This window comes from Salmonella sp. K21076, assembly GCF_039650795.1.
Classification (GTDB): Bacteria; Pseudomonadota; Gammaproteobacteria; order Enterobacterales; family Enterobacteriaceae; genus Salmonella; species Salmonella enterica.
The window spans coordinates 1-14,374 of sequence record NZ_JBCLYA010000024.1; the positions used below are offsets into that span (position 1 = coordinate 1).

Annotated in this window: 13 protein-coding genes, 1 tRNA gene and 3 pseudogenes; 13 read left to right on the forward strand and 4 right to left on the reverse strand. The window is 48.3% G+C overall.

Annotated elements, in window-relative coordinates; all coding sequences use genetic code 11:
- Positions 1–131: 131 nt before the first annotated feature.
- Genes AAYN39_RS07850 through trmB form a run of 3 tightly spaced genes read right to left on the reverse strand, consistent with a single transcriptional unit; the run spans position 132 to position 1,946 of the window.
- The gene (locus tag AAYN39_RS07850) at positions 132–851 is read right to left on the reverse strand and encodes a DUF2884 domain-containing protein (protein ID WP_000984827.1); all 720 of its coding nucleotides are present in this window, start codon (positions 849–851) and stop codon (positions 132–134) included.
- 49 nt (positions 852–900) lie between these two features.
- Positions 901–1,227, reverse strand: coding sequence for a YggL family protein (locus tag AAYN39_RS07855; RefSeq protein ID WP_001107559.1), 327 nt, complete (start codon positions 1,225–1,227; stop codon positions 901–903).
- The gene (trmB, locus tag AAYN39_RS07860) at positions 1,227–1,946 is read right to left on the reverse strand and encodes a tRNA (guanosine(46)-N7)-methyltransferase TrmB (protein ID WP_000786887.1); all 720 of its coding nucleotides are present in this window, start codon (positions 1,944–1,946) and stop codon (positions 1,227–1,229) included. The genes AAYN39_RS07855 and trmB overlap by 1 nt, the downstream gene beginning before the upstream one ends.
- A gap of 154 nt (positions 1,947–2,100) precedes the next feature.
- Here trmB and mutY point away from each other — a divergent pair, with 154 nt between their 5' ends.
- The 4 genes from mutY to AAYN39_RS07880 all read left to right on the forward strand — a co-directional run bounded on the left by mutY (position 2,101) and on the right by AAYN39_RS07880 (position 6,127).
- Positions 2,101–3,153, forward strand: coding sequence for an A/G-specific adenine glycosylase (gene mutY / locus AAYN39_RS07865; RefSeq protein ID WP_001148958.1), 1,053 nt, complete (start codon positions 2,101–2,103; stop codon positions 3,151–3,153).
- A 27-nt stretch (positions 3,154–3,180) separates the two neighbouring features.
- Positions 3,181–3,456 carry an oxidative damage protection protein gene (locus tag AAYN39_RS07870; RefSeq protein WP_000091706.1) on the forward strand — a complete coding sequence of 92 codons (276 nt, stop codon included), beginning with the start codon at positions 3,181–3,183 and terminating at the stop codon, positions 3,454–3,456.
- A gap of 112 nt (positions 3,457–3,568) precedes the next feature.
- Positions 3,569–4,654 carry a membrane-bound lytic murein transglycosylase MltC gene (mltC, locus tag AAYN39_RS07875; protein WP_000976287.1) on the forward strand — a complete coding sequence of 362 codons (1,086 nt, stop codon included), beginning with the start codon at positions 3,569–3,571 and terminating at the stop codon, positions 4,652–4,654.
- A gap of 216 nt (positions 4,655–4,870) precedes the next feature.
- Positions 4,871–6,127, forward strand: a complete 1,257-nt coding sequence (locus tag AAYN39_RS07880; protein WP_001049802.1) for a nucleoside permease — start codon at positions 4,871–4,873, stop codon at positions 6,125–6,127.
- 61 nt (positions 6,128–6,188) lie between these two features.
- Here the strand turns inward: AAYN39_RS07880 and AAYN39_RS07885 are convergent.
- A pseudogene (locus tag AAYN39_RS07885) lies at positions 6,189–8,313 on the reverse strand (ornithine decarboxylase).
- A gap of 424 nt (positions 8,314–8,737) precedes the next feature.
- Between AAYN39_RS07885 and AAYN39_RS07890 the strand changes: the two are divergent.
- The 9 genes and pseudogenes from AAYN39_RS07890 (at position 8,738) to AAYN39_RS07930 (ending at position 14,172) form a co-directional block, all read left to right on the forward strand.
- Positions 8,738–9,445: a DUF554 domain-containing protein gene (locus tag AAYN39_RS07890; RefSeq protein WP_000234466.1), complete on the forward strand. Its 708-nt coding sequence runs from the start codon at positions 8,738–8,740 to the stop codon at positions 9,443–9,445.
- Between the two features lie 105 nt (positions 9,446–9,550).
- Positions 9,551–9,626, forward strand: a tRNA-Phe gene (locus AAYN39_RS07895).
- Positions 9,627–9,786: 160 nt separating this feature from the next.
- Positions 9,787–10,426 (forward strand): annotated as a pseudogene (locus tag AAYN39_RS07900) (integrase arm-type DNA-binding domain-containing protein); the annotation flags it as partial.
- A 1,294-nt stretch (positions 10,427–11,720) separates the two neighbouring features.
- On the forward strand, positions 11,721–12,038 hold the full coding sequence (locus AAYN39_RS07905; RefSeq protein WP_001141622.1) for a PAAR domain-containing protein: 318 nt from the start codon (positions 11,721–11,723) through the stop codon (positions 12,036–12,038).
- On the forward strand, positions 12,035–12,301 hold the full coding sequence (locus AAYN39_RS07910) for a bacteriocin immunity protein (RefSeq protein WP_000768134.1): 267 nt from the start codon (positions 12,035–12,037) through the stop codon (positions 12,299–12,301). The genes AAYN39_RS07905 and AAYN39_RS07910 overlap by 4 nt, the downstream gene beginning before the upstream one ends.
- A 21-nt stretch (positions 12,302–12,322) precedes the next feature.
- Positions 12,323–12,529 (forward strand): annotated as a pseudogene (locus tag AAYN39_RS07915) (type VI secretion system tube protein Hcp); the annotation flags it as partial.
- Positions 12,530–12,543: 14 nt separating this feature from the next.
- On the forward strand, positions 12,544–12,822 hold the full coding sequence (locus tag AAYN39_RS07920; protein WP_000421096.1) for a bacteriocin immunity protein: 279 nt from the start codon (positions 12,544–12,546) through the stop codon (positions 12,820–12,822).
- A gap of 402 nt (positions 12,823–13,224) precedes the next feature.
- The gene (locus AAYN39_RS07925; protein ID WP_001151810.1) at positions 13,225–13,728 is read left to right on the forward strand and encodes a hypothetical protein; all 504 of its coding nucleotides are present in this window, start codon (positions 13,225–13,227) and stop codon (positions 13,726–13,728) included.
- Between the two features lie 258 nt (positions 13,729–13,986).
- Positions 13,987–14,172: a DUF3289 family protein gene (locus AAYN39_RS07930; protein ID WP_001681937.1), complete on the forward strand. Its 186-nt coding sequence runs from the start codon at positions 13,987–13,989 to the stop codon at positions 14,170–14,172.
- Positions 14,173–14,374 lie beyond the last annotated feature (202 nt).

Below are 14,374 nucleotides of genomic sequence, written 5' to 3' on the forward strand. Positions count from 1 at the left end.
CGTAAGTAACGAAGTTTGATGCAAATGTCAGATCGTATGCGCCTGTTAGGGCGCGGCTGGTAAGAGAGCCTTACAGGCGCATCAGAAAAACCTCCGGCTATGCCGGAGGATATTTATTTAAAAAGGAAAGATTACTTCAGGCTGCCAACCAGCGCTTTGCGGCTATCTTCTAAGGTCACTACGCGGCTACAGACATCTTTGCCAAACTGCTGGAAATCTTTCTCCTGGTTTTTCCATTCGTTCTGGATAGCGGTTTGCAAACCACCGAGACTACCCATCACGCCCTGTAAAGGATTGCCGCCGCCTTTAAGCACCGCTTTGGCGCCCATTTCGTTAATGCTGTCCTGCAAAATACCGCCCATCGCCTGATTCACCAACTGCTGACCGTCGGCACGCACCTGGTCGATAGCCTTATAGTGGAACGTCAGGCCGTCCGTACGATGTTCGATAATGCGGTTCATTTGCGCTTTTAATTGCGCATCAAGCTTCGTCAGGCGGCTGCGCATGTTGCTGCTTTCGCCCACCTCTTTAGCGATGATTTTATCCAGCGCCACGCGGCCTTTTTCGACGCGCGATCGGGCGCCCTCATCAATCCACGGCAGCGCGCTTCGCAGTTCCGCCTGGTAATCTTTCGCCTGCTCGCGCTGCGCGGCGCTAAGGGTGTACTGCTTACCGTTGTACATCACATTGCCGTCCGGCGTGATCACCAGGTTGCCGTTTTCACCTTTCACCTGCACCGTTTGTGGACTCAGGATCACATCGTCACGCGGCGTGACGCTGCATTTGTAATCTGCATGAGCGGCCATCGCCGTAAACGTTAGCACTGCCGCCAGCAGCGTTTTGCGCATCATAACTTTCCCTCAAGACAAAGCGGGCCGGCATTTGCCGACCCTGTACTTATTAGTCCCACCAAACGTCGAAAAGTTCGCTGGTTCGGACTTCTTCAAGGTTGCGCGCTTCCAGCCACTTACGCACAATCGCCTGATGTTCTTCGGTACATTTACCGATTTCCTGCATACAAATCAGCCCTTCCCAGGCCAGGTAGCCGCTGCCGTCAAACGCCAGTTTATTAGGCTCAATAACGTCATTAATAAAGTCATCGACAGTCTTATCGATCTGCTCTTCAGATGTACCTTCCGGAAAACGCCATGCCACCGAAAATCCTAATTCCTGGAATTCGTCAATGTGCATTTTTTTACGCAGACGACGACTACGGTTCTTTGCCATTATTTCACCCTCTCGAACATTAAGTCCCATACGCCATGACCAAGACGATGGCCACGTTGTTCAAATTTCGTTACCGGGCGCGATTCCGGGCGCGGTACATAATCATTGCTCTCTGACAGATTTTTGTACCCGTCGATAGAAGACATGACTTCAAGCATGTGTTCCGCATACGCTTCCCAGTCGGTCGCCATATGGAAAACGCCGCCCAATTTCAGCTTGCTCAATACCAGTTCAGCAAACGGCACCTGAACGATACGGCGTTTATTATGACGCGCTTTATGCCACGGGTCAGGGAAAAAGAGCTGAACCATCGATAAAGAATTGTCAGGAATCATTTTATGCAACACTTCTACCGCGTCGTGGCACATGACGTGCAGGTTTTCAACGCCCTCTTCATGAGCGGACGCCAGACACGCGCCGACACCGGGTGAATGCACTTCAATGCCGAGGAAATTCTGCTCCGGGCGCGCTTTCGCCATCGCCACGAGAGACGCCCCCATGCCAAAACCAATCTCCAGCGTCACCGGCGCTTCGCGACCAAACAACGTGGCGAAATCTACCGGCGCTTCGCTGAACTCGACGCCCATCACCGGCCAGTAGTTTTCCAGCGCGTGCTCTTGCCCCTTTGTCAGTCGCCCCTGGCGACGAACAAAACTACGAATACGGCGCAGCGGGCGACCGTTTTCATCAAATTCCGGTGAAATGACGTCGTTTTTCATAAAAGTGTAGTCTGCTGTGTTTGAGTTCTGAAAACGGGCATTATCCAAAGTTAGTTGCCGGATGCAAGCATGAAGCGCACTGCGGAAAGTTCCGGTTTACACCCTGCGGCCTCTGTGCTGCAATCTTGCCCCCGGCAATAATGAATGAGTTTCCATGCAAGCGTCTCAATTTTCAGCCCAGGTTCTGGACTGGTACGACAAATACGGGCGGAAAACGCTGCCCTGGCAAATTAACAAGACGCCTTACAAAGTATGGCTCTCGGAAGTCATGTTGCAACAAACGCAGGTGACGACGGTGATTCCTTACTTTGAGCGATTTATGGCGCGCTTTCCGACGGTAACGGATTTAGCGAATGCGCCGCTGGATGAAGTGCTCCATTTATGGACCGGGCTCGGCTATTACGCCCGCGCGCGTAATTTGCATAAAGCGGCGCAACAGGTAGCAACGCTTCACGGTGGAGAATTCCCGCAAACTTTTGCCGAAATCGCCGCGCTCCCCGGCGTCGGGCGTTCAACCGCCGGCGCGATTCTCTCCCTCGCGTTAGGTAAACATTATCCGATTCTTGATGGAAACGTTAAACGTGTGCTGGCTCGCTGTTATGCTGTTAGCGGCTGGCCTGGAAAAAAAGAGGTGGAGAATACGCTGTGGACGCTGAGCGAGCAAGTGACGCCCGCACGCGGCGTGGAGCGTTTTAATCAGGCGATGATGGATCTGGGCGCGATGGTTTGTACGCGTTCAAAGCCAAAGTGCACCCTGTGTCCGCTGCAAAACGGTTGTATCGCCGCTGCGCATGAAAGCTGGTCACGCTATCCGGGCAAGAAACCGAAACAGACGTTGCCGGAGCGGACGGGTTACTTTTTATTGTTACAGCATAATCAGGAGATTTTCCTGGCGCAGCGCCCTCCCAGCGGTTTATGGGGCGGACTCTACTGCTTTCCGCAGTTCGCCAGCGAAGATGAATTACGTGAATGGCTGGCGCAACGGCATGTTAACGCTGATAATTTGACCCAGCTTAACGCGTTTCGCCACACATTTAGCCATTTCCACCTGGATATTGTGCCTATGTGGCTTCCCGTGTCGTCACTGGACGCCTGCATGGATGAAGGCGGCGCGCTCTGGTATAACTTAGCGCAACCGCCGTCAGTCGGACTGGCGGCCCCCGTGGAGCGCTTGTTACAGCAGTTACGTACCGGAGCGCCAGTTTAACGCCCCGGTCGATGAAGAGGATGACTTATGAGCAGAACGATTTTTTGTACTTACCTGCAACGCGACGCTGAAGGGCAAGATTTTCAGCTCTACCCTGGCGAACTAGGAAAACGTATCTATAACGAGATCTCTAAGGACGCATGGGCGCAGTGGCAGCATAAGCAGACCATGTTGATTAACGAGAAAAAGCTCAACATGATGAACGCCGAGCACCGTAAACTGCTGGAACAGGAGATGGTGAGCTTCCTGTTCGAAGGCAAAGACGTTCATATCGAAGGTTATACGCCGGAAGATAAAAAATAGGCCCGTTGCTGAATGAGGCTGCGCTTATTCGGCCTGTGAGTTATGCCGGATAAGCCCTTAGCGCCGCTGCCCGGCAACATGGCATAACGACAACACAACATGCACTCCCGGAATGATGAAAAAATTACTCGCGCTTGCTGTTATTGCGCCGTTGCTCATCTCCTGCTCCAGTTCGACCAAAAAAGGCGAGACGTATAATGAAGCCTGGGTCAAGGATACCAACGGCTTTGATATTTTGATGGGGCAATTTGCCAACAATATTGAAAATCTGTGGGGATATAAGGAAGTCCTGATCGCCGGGCCGAAAGACTACGTCAAATATACCGATCAGTTCCAGACCCGTAGCCACATCAACTTTGATGATGGGACCATTACCGTTGAAACCATCGCCGGGACGGAACCTACCGCACATCTGCGCCGGGCCATTATTAAAACGTTGCTCATGGGTGACGACCCAACCTCCGTCGATCTTTACTCCGATGTCGATGACATAAAAATTTCTAAAGAACCCTTCCTGTATGGTCAGGTCCTCGACAATACCGGCCAGCCTATTCGCTGGGAAGGCCGCGCCACGACATTCGCGGATTACTTGCTGAAAACGCGGCTCAAAAGCCGCAGTAACGGCCTGCGTATTATTTACAGCGTCACCATTAATCTGGTGCCGAACCACCTTGATAAACGCGCGCATAAATACATTGGCATGGTACGCCAGGCCTCCCGTAAATACGGCGTTGACGAGTCGCTGATTCTGGCGATTATGCAAACGGAGTCCTCGTTTAACCCGTATGCGGTCAGCCACGCGGATGCGCTGGGCCTGATGCAGGTAGTGCAACACAGCGCCGGGAAAGATGTTTTCCGTTCTCAGGGTAAGTCCGGCACGCCAAGCCGTAACTTCCTGTTCGACCCCGCCAGCAATATCGATACCGGCACAGCGTATCTGGCGATGTTGAATAATGTCTATCTGAGCGGTATCGAGAATCCGACGTCGCGGCGCTATGCGGTCATTACTGCCTATAATGGCGGCGCAGGCAGCGTATTACGCATATTCTCGAACGATAAGATTCAGGCCGCGAATATGATTAACCGCATGTCGCCGGGGGATGTGTACCAGATATTAACCACCCGACATCCATCTGCGGAGTCGCGCCGCTATCTGTATAAGGTGAATTCCGCCCAGCGATCGTATCGCCGCCGATAAACCATCGCATCCCGCCTCTGGCCAGCAAATGACAGAGGCGGGAAAGGCAAAAGTGTTAACTCCGTCACCCTTTTGCTTTGCAATCAGAAATTGTTTGCAAATATTTGTCACAGGTAACAAAAAAAGCCCGCCTCTCATTGATAGAATCACACCAAATCACAACGGCAAATGTGCCTTTTAAAACATTCATCCGCTCTCAGGTGTGAGGAAATTAACATGAATCTTAAGCTGCAGCTTAAAATACTCTCTTTTCTGCAGTTCTGTCTGTGGGGAAGCTGGCTCACTACCCTGGGCTCGTATATGTTCGTCACCTTAAAATTTGACGGCGCATCTATTGGCGCAGTTTATAGTTCACTGGGGATTGCTGCCGTCTTTATGCCGACCTTGCTAGGCATTGTGGCTGACAAATGGCTGAGCGCGAAATGGGTCTATGCCCTGTGTCATGTCGTCGGCGCCATCACGCTATTCATGGCCGCGGAAGTCACTACGCCTGGGGCGATGTTCTTTGTGATCCTGCTTAACTCGTTGGCTTATATGCCGACGTTGGGCTTGATCAATACTATATCGTATTACCGCCTGCAGTCTGCCGGCATGGATATTGTGACTGACTTTCCGCCTATCCGTATCTGGGGCACCATCGGCTTTATTCTGGCGATGTGGGGCGTGAGTTTCTCCGGTTTCGAGCTGAGCCATATGCAGCTTTATATCGGCGCGACGCTTTCCGTTCTGCTGGTACTGTTTACCTTTACCCTGCCGCACATTCCGGTGGCGAACCAACAGAAAAACCAGAGCTGGACATCAATGCTGGGCCTTGACGCTTTTGCGCTGTTTAAAAACAAGCGGATGGCGATTTTCTTCATCTTCTCCATGATGCTGGGCGCGGAACTGCAGATCACCAACATGTTTGGCAACACCTTCCTGCATAGCTTTGATAAAGATCCGCTATTCGCCAGTAGCTTTATCGTGCAGCACGCCTCGGTGATGATGTCGATTTCGCAGATTTCTGAAACGTTATTCATCCTGACCATTCCGTTCTTCCTGAGCCGTTATGGTATTAAGAACGTTATGCTTATCAGTATTGTGGCGTGGATGCTGCGTTTCGGCCTGTTCGCTTATGGCGACCCGACGCCGTTCGGTACCGTTCTGCTGGTATTGCCGATGATTGTGTACGGCTGCGCCTTCGACTTCTTCAACATTTCTGGCTCGGTGTTTGTCGAAAAAGAAGTACGCCCGGAAATCCGCGCCAGCGCGCAGGGGATGTTCCTGATGATGACCAATGGCTTCGGCTGTATCCTTGGCGGCATTGTGAGCGGTAAAGTGGTGGAGTATTACACTCAAAACGGCATTACCGACTGGCAGACCGTGTGGCTCATCTTCGCAGGCTACTCGCTGGTGCTGGCCTTTGCGTTCGTAGCCTTGTTCAAATACAAACACGTTCGCGTTCCGGCAAGTTCGCAACCCGTTGCACATTAATCCTTGCCCTGTTTCGCAGGCCGGATAAGGCGTAAATGCCTTATCCGGCCTGCAGGCAACGTTACTTTAAAACATATCCATACAAGCGTTTAATTCCATCGGCATCGGTCTCGCTATATACCCCCTGCAATTCCGGCGAAAAACCGAGCAACAGATTGATGCCCTCTTCCAGCGCCAAAAAATAACGCTGCGCCGCGCCACCCCAAATCTCCCCCGGCACCACGCACAGTACGCCCGGCGGGTATGGCAATGCCCCCTCGGCAGCAATACGCCCGCCCGCCTCGCTGATACGCACCAGCTCTACATCGCCGCGAATAAAGGCGCTGTTGGCATCCTGCGGGTTCATCGCCACATGCGGCAGGCTTTCTTTGCGAAACATCGCTTTTTGCAGATCCTTAACGTCAAAGCTAACGTACAGGTTGTGCATCTCCTGACATAGCTCACGCAGGGTGTAATCGCGGTAGCGCACCGGGTATTTCTGAAAAACCGTCGGCAATACATCCGCAAGCGGCGTATCGTCTTCAATGTGCCGTTCAAATTGCGCCAGCATCGCGACCAGTCGCGCCAGTTTCTCTTCGCTCTCGGCGGGTGTCAGCAAGAATAGAATCGAGTTGAGATCGCACTTCTCAGGCACAATACCGTTCTCACGCAGATAGTGGGCGAGAATGGTCGCCGGGATGCCGAATTCGGTGTACCGCCCACTATCGGCATCAATACCTGGCGTGGTCAGTAACAGTTTACAAGGATCGACAAAATACTGGTCATCCGCATAACCCTCAAAGCCATGCCATTTCGCCCCGGGCTCAAAACTGAAGAAACGACGATTGCTGGCAATGGTCTCCGTCGGATATGCCTGCCACGGCTTGCCGTCAACCACCAGTGGGATAAAGGGCTGAAGCAGTTTGCAACGGGCGAGAATGGCTTTACGCGCGTCAATGCCCAGCGCAACGCACTCCGCCCACAGGCGGCGACCGCTCTCCCCTTCGTGGATTTTGGCATTGACATCCAGCGCCGCAAACAGCGGGTAGAACGGACTGGTTGAAGCATGCAACATGAAGGCGTTTGTGCGGGCAAAAACGCGCCTGGCCGCGAATATGGTTATCTTTTTTGTGGATCTGCGAGGTTTGTGAGAACCCCGCCTGTTGCTTATGTACCGATTGGGTCACAAAGATCCCAGGGTCGTTTTCATTAAGCTCCAGCCGCAACGGCGAGGTATCCGCCATCATATTGATAAACTGCTCATAGCCTACCCACGCGGAGTCAAACAGAATGTAATCGCAGAGATGCCCGATTTTATCCACCACCTGACGGGCGTTGTAAATAGTGCCGTCATAGGTACCCAGCTGAATGATCGCCAGGCGGAACGGACGCGGCGCATCGGCGCTTTCCGGCATCACGTCACGAATCTGGTCGCGCAGGTACGTTTCATCAAAACAGTGCGCATCAATACCACCGATAAAACCAAACGGGTTACGCGCCGCCTCAAGATAGACCGGCGTCGCCCCGGCCTGAATCAGGGCGCCGTGGTGGTTGGATTTGTGATTATTTCGATCAAACAGCACCAGATCGCCGCGCGTCAGCAAGGCGTTGGTGACCACTTTATTCGCCGCCGAAGTTCCATTCAGCACAAAGTAGGTTTTATCCGCATTAAACACTTTTGCCGCAAATTTCTGCGCGTGTTTGGCAGAACCTTCATGTATTAGCAGATCGCCAAGTTTCACATCGGCGTTACACATATCCGCACGAAACAGGTTTTCACCAAAAAAGTCATAAAAATGGCGGCCTGCGGGATGTTTTCTAAAAAACTCGCCATGCTGGTGCCCCGGGCAAGCAAAGGTACTATTCCCCATGTCGACATACTGGGTCAGGGTGCCATAAAAGGGCGGCAGAAGTTCCGCTTCGTAGCGACAGGCAGCGTTTTCCAGCTCCAGCCATTCCTGCGCGTTCCCGCCGATTACCGCCGTAACGCCGACAGGCGCGCTGACGGGTTCATCCGCAAGCATAAATACCGGCAGGTGAAAACCGGTGCGTTTAAGCAACGCCAGAATACCGCTACGGCTGTCGGCAGTGGTAATGACGACTGCGGCCACATCGGTAAAGTCGGTACTTTCCAGTGCCACTACGTTTCGGTGGGTGGAGAGACGGGGGATGAGTTCACCGCTGGCGGCAATATTCATTGATTTCATAAGCGCAAATACCCGTTTCGGGAGTAGAGTAACCCCGGACAAGGCCGATGCCTTGCCCAACGAGATGCCGGGTCAAACTGGATACCAGCTCCGACCGCCAGACATCAGTAAAAACAGACTGTTTCTGATTTTACTGTTGTCCTGCAGTGAGCGTGCGCTGCCCTCACCGCATAGCGGGGATGACAAAAAAAAGGAAAGAAAGGGGCAAACCTCGCGCAGTCAGGCGACAGTGAAGACAATATAAAGGCGCTATGTTCATCCCGGCGAGCCCCATGCTGGCAGGAGAAATTTCGCGCAATCATGGCACCTTTCACCAGACGGCGCAAGGTAAAATCAGCGCTCTATACGTCACAGATAATCAAGCTATTAACAGCTTAATCGCGTGATAATAAGGCAATTTGAAAGACAAATAACAGGAGTCATTGTGGTAATTGGACCTTTTATTAACGCTGGCGCAATTTTATTCGGCGGCGTTATTGGCGCGCTGTTAAGTCAGCGTCTGCCAGAACGGATTCGCGTCTCAATGACGTCTATTTTTGGTCTGTGCTCTCTGGGTATTGGCATTCTGCTGGTGATGAAGTGCGCTAATCTTCCGGTGATGGTGCTGGCGACGCTGGTCGGCGCGCTTATCGGCGAGTTTTGTTTGCTGGAAAAAGGCATTAATGGCGCAGTCGCGAAAATCCAACAATTATTTATGGCATCGGGTAAGAAGCCGACACACGACTCTTTTATTCAAAGTTACGTCGCTATCATTGTACTTTTTTGCGCCAGCGGCACCGGTATTTTCGGCGCGATGCATGAAGGGATGACCGGCGATCCAAACATTTTGATCGCTAAATCTTTTCTGGATTTTTTTACTGCCATTATTTTCGCCTGTTCGCTTGGCATCGCCGTTTCGGCGATTTGCGCACCGATGTTGATTATCCAGTTAACGCTTGCCGCCTGCGCCACCCTCATTCTTCCACTGACTACGCCGGCAATGATGGGCGACTTTAGCGCCGTGGGCGGGCTGCTGCTGGTGGCAACCGGCTTGCGTGTATGTGGAATCAAAATGTTTCCGGTAGTGAATATGCTCCCGGCGCTGTTGCTGGCGATGCCGATCTCCGCCGCATGGGCGATGTTTTTTGCCTGACTCTGCGTGCAATAACAACAAAGTGGTGATAGATTGTGCAGTCTACGTTGATTTGAAGAAATTTCGTTGACGAAGCGAGGCGATTACGGTTTAATGCGCCTCGTTGCCCGGATAGCTCAGTCGGTAGAGCAGGGGATTGAAAATCCCCGTGTCCTTGGTTCGATTCCGAGTCCGGGCACCACCTTTCCTTTTTTACACTTCCTTATAAATCCCCATGTGTTTTTAATTCAATGAGTTAGTGGAAAAACTCTTCCCAGCGAATTTCTATTTATCCGCCCAAATCAGGGGCTTTTGGTGGTCAACTCGGTGCTCAGTTCGGTTAGATAAAGGAGTGCCCTCAAATGGCATTAACCGACAAACAAGCACGTAGTGCAAAGCCTTCTGATAAACCCTATAAACTCGTTGATACACTCGGCCTGTATCTTCTGGTAAAACCCAACGATTTTCGTATCTGGTATTTCAAATATCGTTTTGAGGGAAAAGAGTCCGGGGTATCATTCGGTCCTTATCCCGAAACCTCATTCGCCCTTGTCCGCGAAAAACGCGATGCCACCCGGCGCGTACTAAAATCCGGCTTTACCCCTTCTCAGCAGCGCCGGGACGAAAAAAGGTTGTCAATGAATTAGAACGTTCCAGTACATCGCTAGATTGTGGCATACCGGCTGCCTGAAACTCTGGTCAGAAAGTCACTCCAATAAAATTCCTGTCTGCCTCCAACACTACGTTTTCCCTGATATCGGCGCAATGGGTATTTCGGCGACTTAAACCCTACATCTCGCACGACTGGTCAGAGACATTGATGATAAAGGTGTGCATGTTGTTGCCGGACGTATACGCCAGCATCTGACCAAAATTATGCGCCACGCCGTACAGCAGGGAACGATTAAATATAATCCGGCATTCGATCTGGATGGCGTTGTAACTCCTGTTATAACCCAGCATCACCCCGCCCTTCCCCTGAAACGCCTGCCTGAATTGCTGGGCTATATCGACACCTACAACAAGGCCGGATACCGGCTATCAACACTTTCCGGTATGCCGCACTGCCAGGACAACACCAAACGTGAGTTCACACATCTGGTTAGAGTTTCTCTGGCTTACCGCAAAATTGAGTGGGAACACGTTTCAACAGGCACTTCAGGTGCTGATGACTGACGTGCGCCGCTGGAAGCATAAGAGTAAATCCACAGCATTCCGCCTTAATGGTGGGATGCTGTTTTTGTCCGGGAACGGAGACAAAAAGCCCGTGCCAGCAATGAGTTACGTCTGTTACGTTTCATATATGGGAGATGGTGGATGCCGGAAACTTTGGCGGTAGCGTGCCTGAAGCGGCTGTCCTCCCCATTGCCACTGCCACGAGCGTACCGTGGTTCCTTTTTCGCCAATAAATCCAGAATAAGGTTATGTCACAAAATGGCCTGCGTTTTACGCTGGATGTGGACGGATTAACGCCGGCGGCAACCACTGTCGTCAGCTTCACCCTCCAGAGGTATCAACAGTTCAACAGGTGCAAGCTGGAATAAGAATGAAAGACTAAAAACACCAGATGATGCATCCAATGATAGCATTAAATCAGGCCATGGTTCACAGGAGGAAATATTACCATCTTACCTTTACTTAATAAGATCATTTTTAATGAAAATAGGTTTATCAATAAAACAAAAAATATTCTTGACAGCGAAATTGCATCTTTTCTTGCATCTTCAAGTCAGGAAGGATTTGATTTAGTGGATGATAACAATAATTATCTTTTTGATCGCACAGTTAAAAAAATTAGGCGCATTAGCTGATAATGAAATGTTTGGTTTGGAACCTGCATACATTTTTGGCGGGGAAATAAAAAAGTTTTCTTTATTCAAAAAATTGAATTTTCTGATGGTAAGATTATCATTGATAATGAATCTGTGTCATGGTCACTAAAAAATTTAGTACACAAACAGAATACTCATGCTATATCCAAATTCATAGAAAAAAGAAAGAGAAACTTTATCTAATAACAAATTTTAAAAAAATCAGCAGTGCGTTGAGAAAACCAATACATACATTCCCAGATGGAATTATGCCATCAAATAGAAGAGAAAATAAATTAATTAATATCCTGAATTCGCATAAAAAAGATTCAGAGTTTAGATTTTTATTAAAAGAATTAATTAGTTATATTGGAGTTACAGTAAGTACAATGTTCCTATCACTTATTAACTCCTAATAAATAATTATTCTTATTTTCCAGGATAATCTCACAACTTATTATTTAGTAATGAAGCTATGGAGAAAAATGCCCACAGCCGCCCGACTCAACGATAAAGGCACCCAGTACGACGATTATTACGAGACCGTGAGTATAGCGGATTCCCCCACGGTATTTATTGACGGCCTGTCCGTTGCCAGAATGGGTGATGCGGTGGACTGTGGCGGGATGGTTAATATGACTCGAATGAAATCAGGTAAGGCATCAAAGGTTAGAAAAGTTGACAGAGTCGGAAAACAGGGGTTCGAGCTTCATCATATAGATGAAGTTGCAAATAGAGGCGATGTTTACAATGTAGACAATCCCCGTGTGAACACCATATTGACATACACAGGCGATTTATGAAATTAAAAGAAAATATTAGTGATTATACGGAAAGTGAGTTCATTGATTTCTTGAGAGTGATATTTTCTGAAAACGAGTCGGATACAGATGAAACATTAGATCCATTACTTGAGTATTTTGAGAAGATCACTGAATACCCAGGTGGAACAGATCTTATCTATTATCCTGAAACGGAAAGTGATGGAACACCTGAGGGTATTCTGAACATAATTAAAGAATGGAGAGAATCTCAAGGATTGCCTTGTTTTAAGAAAAGTAAATGAAAATCAGGTGTAGGGGAATGCCCAGAGTTACTGGCGCAGTTTAGTAAATCGAATCAAACTTTGATAAAAAGAGGTCGAGCGCCTTACTCCTTGATAAGGCAACAAGTCGGAGGTAGGTGGACTTATGAAATTCCCCACGTTGGAAAGATCCAGTATGGAGGAATGGTGTTTGATGTTGATAACCTTATGATAAACACTCCTAAAAATCATATACGATTGCATAAGTAAGGTTTGAGGTGAAAATGGAACTAAAAAATAACCTTGAAGATTATACAGAAGATGAGTTTATCGAGTTTTTAAATAATTTTTTTGAGCCTCCTGAAGAGTTGACTGGAGATGAATTATCGAAGTTTATTGATAATCTTCTACGCCATTTTAATAAAATTACTCAACACCCTGATGGCGGGGATTTGATATTTTATCCATCAGAGGAACGAGAAGATAGTCCTGAAGGAGTTATTGAAGAGCTAAAACGCTGGCGGAAGTCTCAGAGACTCCCCTGTTTTAAGGAAAATAAGTAGCGATCAGTGGTGAGGAGTTTGTCAACCGGAACCGGGATGATAATGCAGTGACCGTTAAAAGGCAAAAATATGTCAGTTAAGGGAGTAACTATCAAAGGCATAATTCTGAGTGTTTTTACACTGAACCGTAGTGCCAGAGGATATATTTATCTGACGCGAATCGTATGAAGTGATAGCTTTACGTACGGTTTGTGAGAGGCTGTAGGGAAAGATCCTACGGCCTACTCACTAAGAGTCTATTTTTGTACATTGTTTCATGTTCTGGAAACACGATAAAGTATGAGCCTGACGAACTCTCGCCCGCTAAAGTTCCACGCTGGAACCTGACGGCCAGGAGTCGGACATCTTTGCGGTGGCGAATTTACATCCGTTCAAAAAAATCTAATGTAAGAGATAGATGATATGGCTAAATATATATTCCTCTTTATCTGGATTGTGACATTTTCTGTCAGCGCTGGTGAGCGAGGATATTATTTATTCGTATGGGGTAACCCTGAAGGGAAGGAATATTTTAAAGAATATAGAGCTGATGAAAGGATATATGCGGTCAATAAATCCTGTTGGAATGAAAGAGCGGGGAACTCTATACGAATAGTATATGTTGATACTTATCCTCATGGAATAACCGATTCTTTAATTAATTCCTTTTTGGCTGGGAATAATAAATCCATAATAAATATTAGAGTATCATTGAGTAATTTTAGTGACGATCAAATACTTCATGGTTTTGATGGCATGTTAATAATAAATAAAAAAAATGAAGAGATCGAGATTTTTACTATTCCAGTAGTTGGTGCTAATTACTCATATAAAGATAAATTTTTAGTAAACGTCCATGATTTTGAATTATTTGATGGAAAGATCTGTAACGCTTTGATGCCTATAGATAGTTATTTTTCACCATAAGAAGGGTTGTTGAATAAATCAAATTACCCTGTACCGTCAAATGTACCTACCGTCGACACGGGTAACGGATCTACATCTTCTGGGAAGCAAAAGGCAACAACAAAAGATGCGGAACAATTGCCGACAGAGGGAAATAAAATCGTGGAGGGCCTATAGCTACGGGCTGAGATTATCTGTTCATGATATGTATGGCACACACGTTACCATAACATCATTGAATGTATCAAAAATGCCTACGCAGCAAACGGGCATTACAGGATGCAGGATCATTTTAGTCTTGACAGTAATGATATAACACATTGGCTTTATAGCCATTGGGATGTCTTTAAAATTTGGTTTGTACTTCAACATTATGAGAAAGAGGGGTATGAGTTTAAGCCATTTATACACAAAATCATTCTAGATGCATTGCGGCGGCAAGGGAAGAAATCCCCGGGAGCATAGATAACTCTGTGACCGGGGTTTCTGAGCGCAGCCAACAAAGAGGCAGCTTAAAGGATGAAGTGTATATTACAGAAATAAATACCACCGTAAAAATCTCAGGTGTCAGAGGATATTACTCCTGATTTGGTATGTATTGTCGGCAAGGTATTTGTTTGTATTGTTAACATAGCATAGTCCGATATTTTGCATAAGGAATGTGATT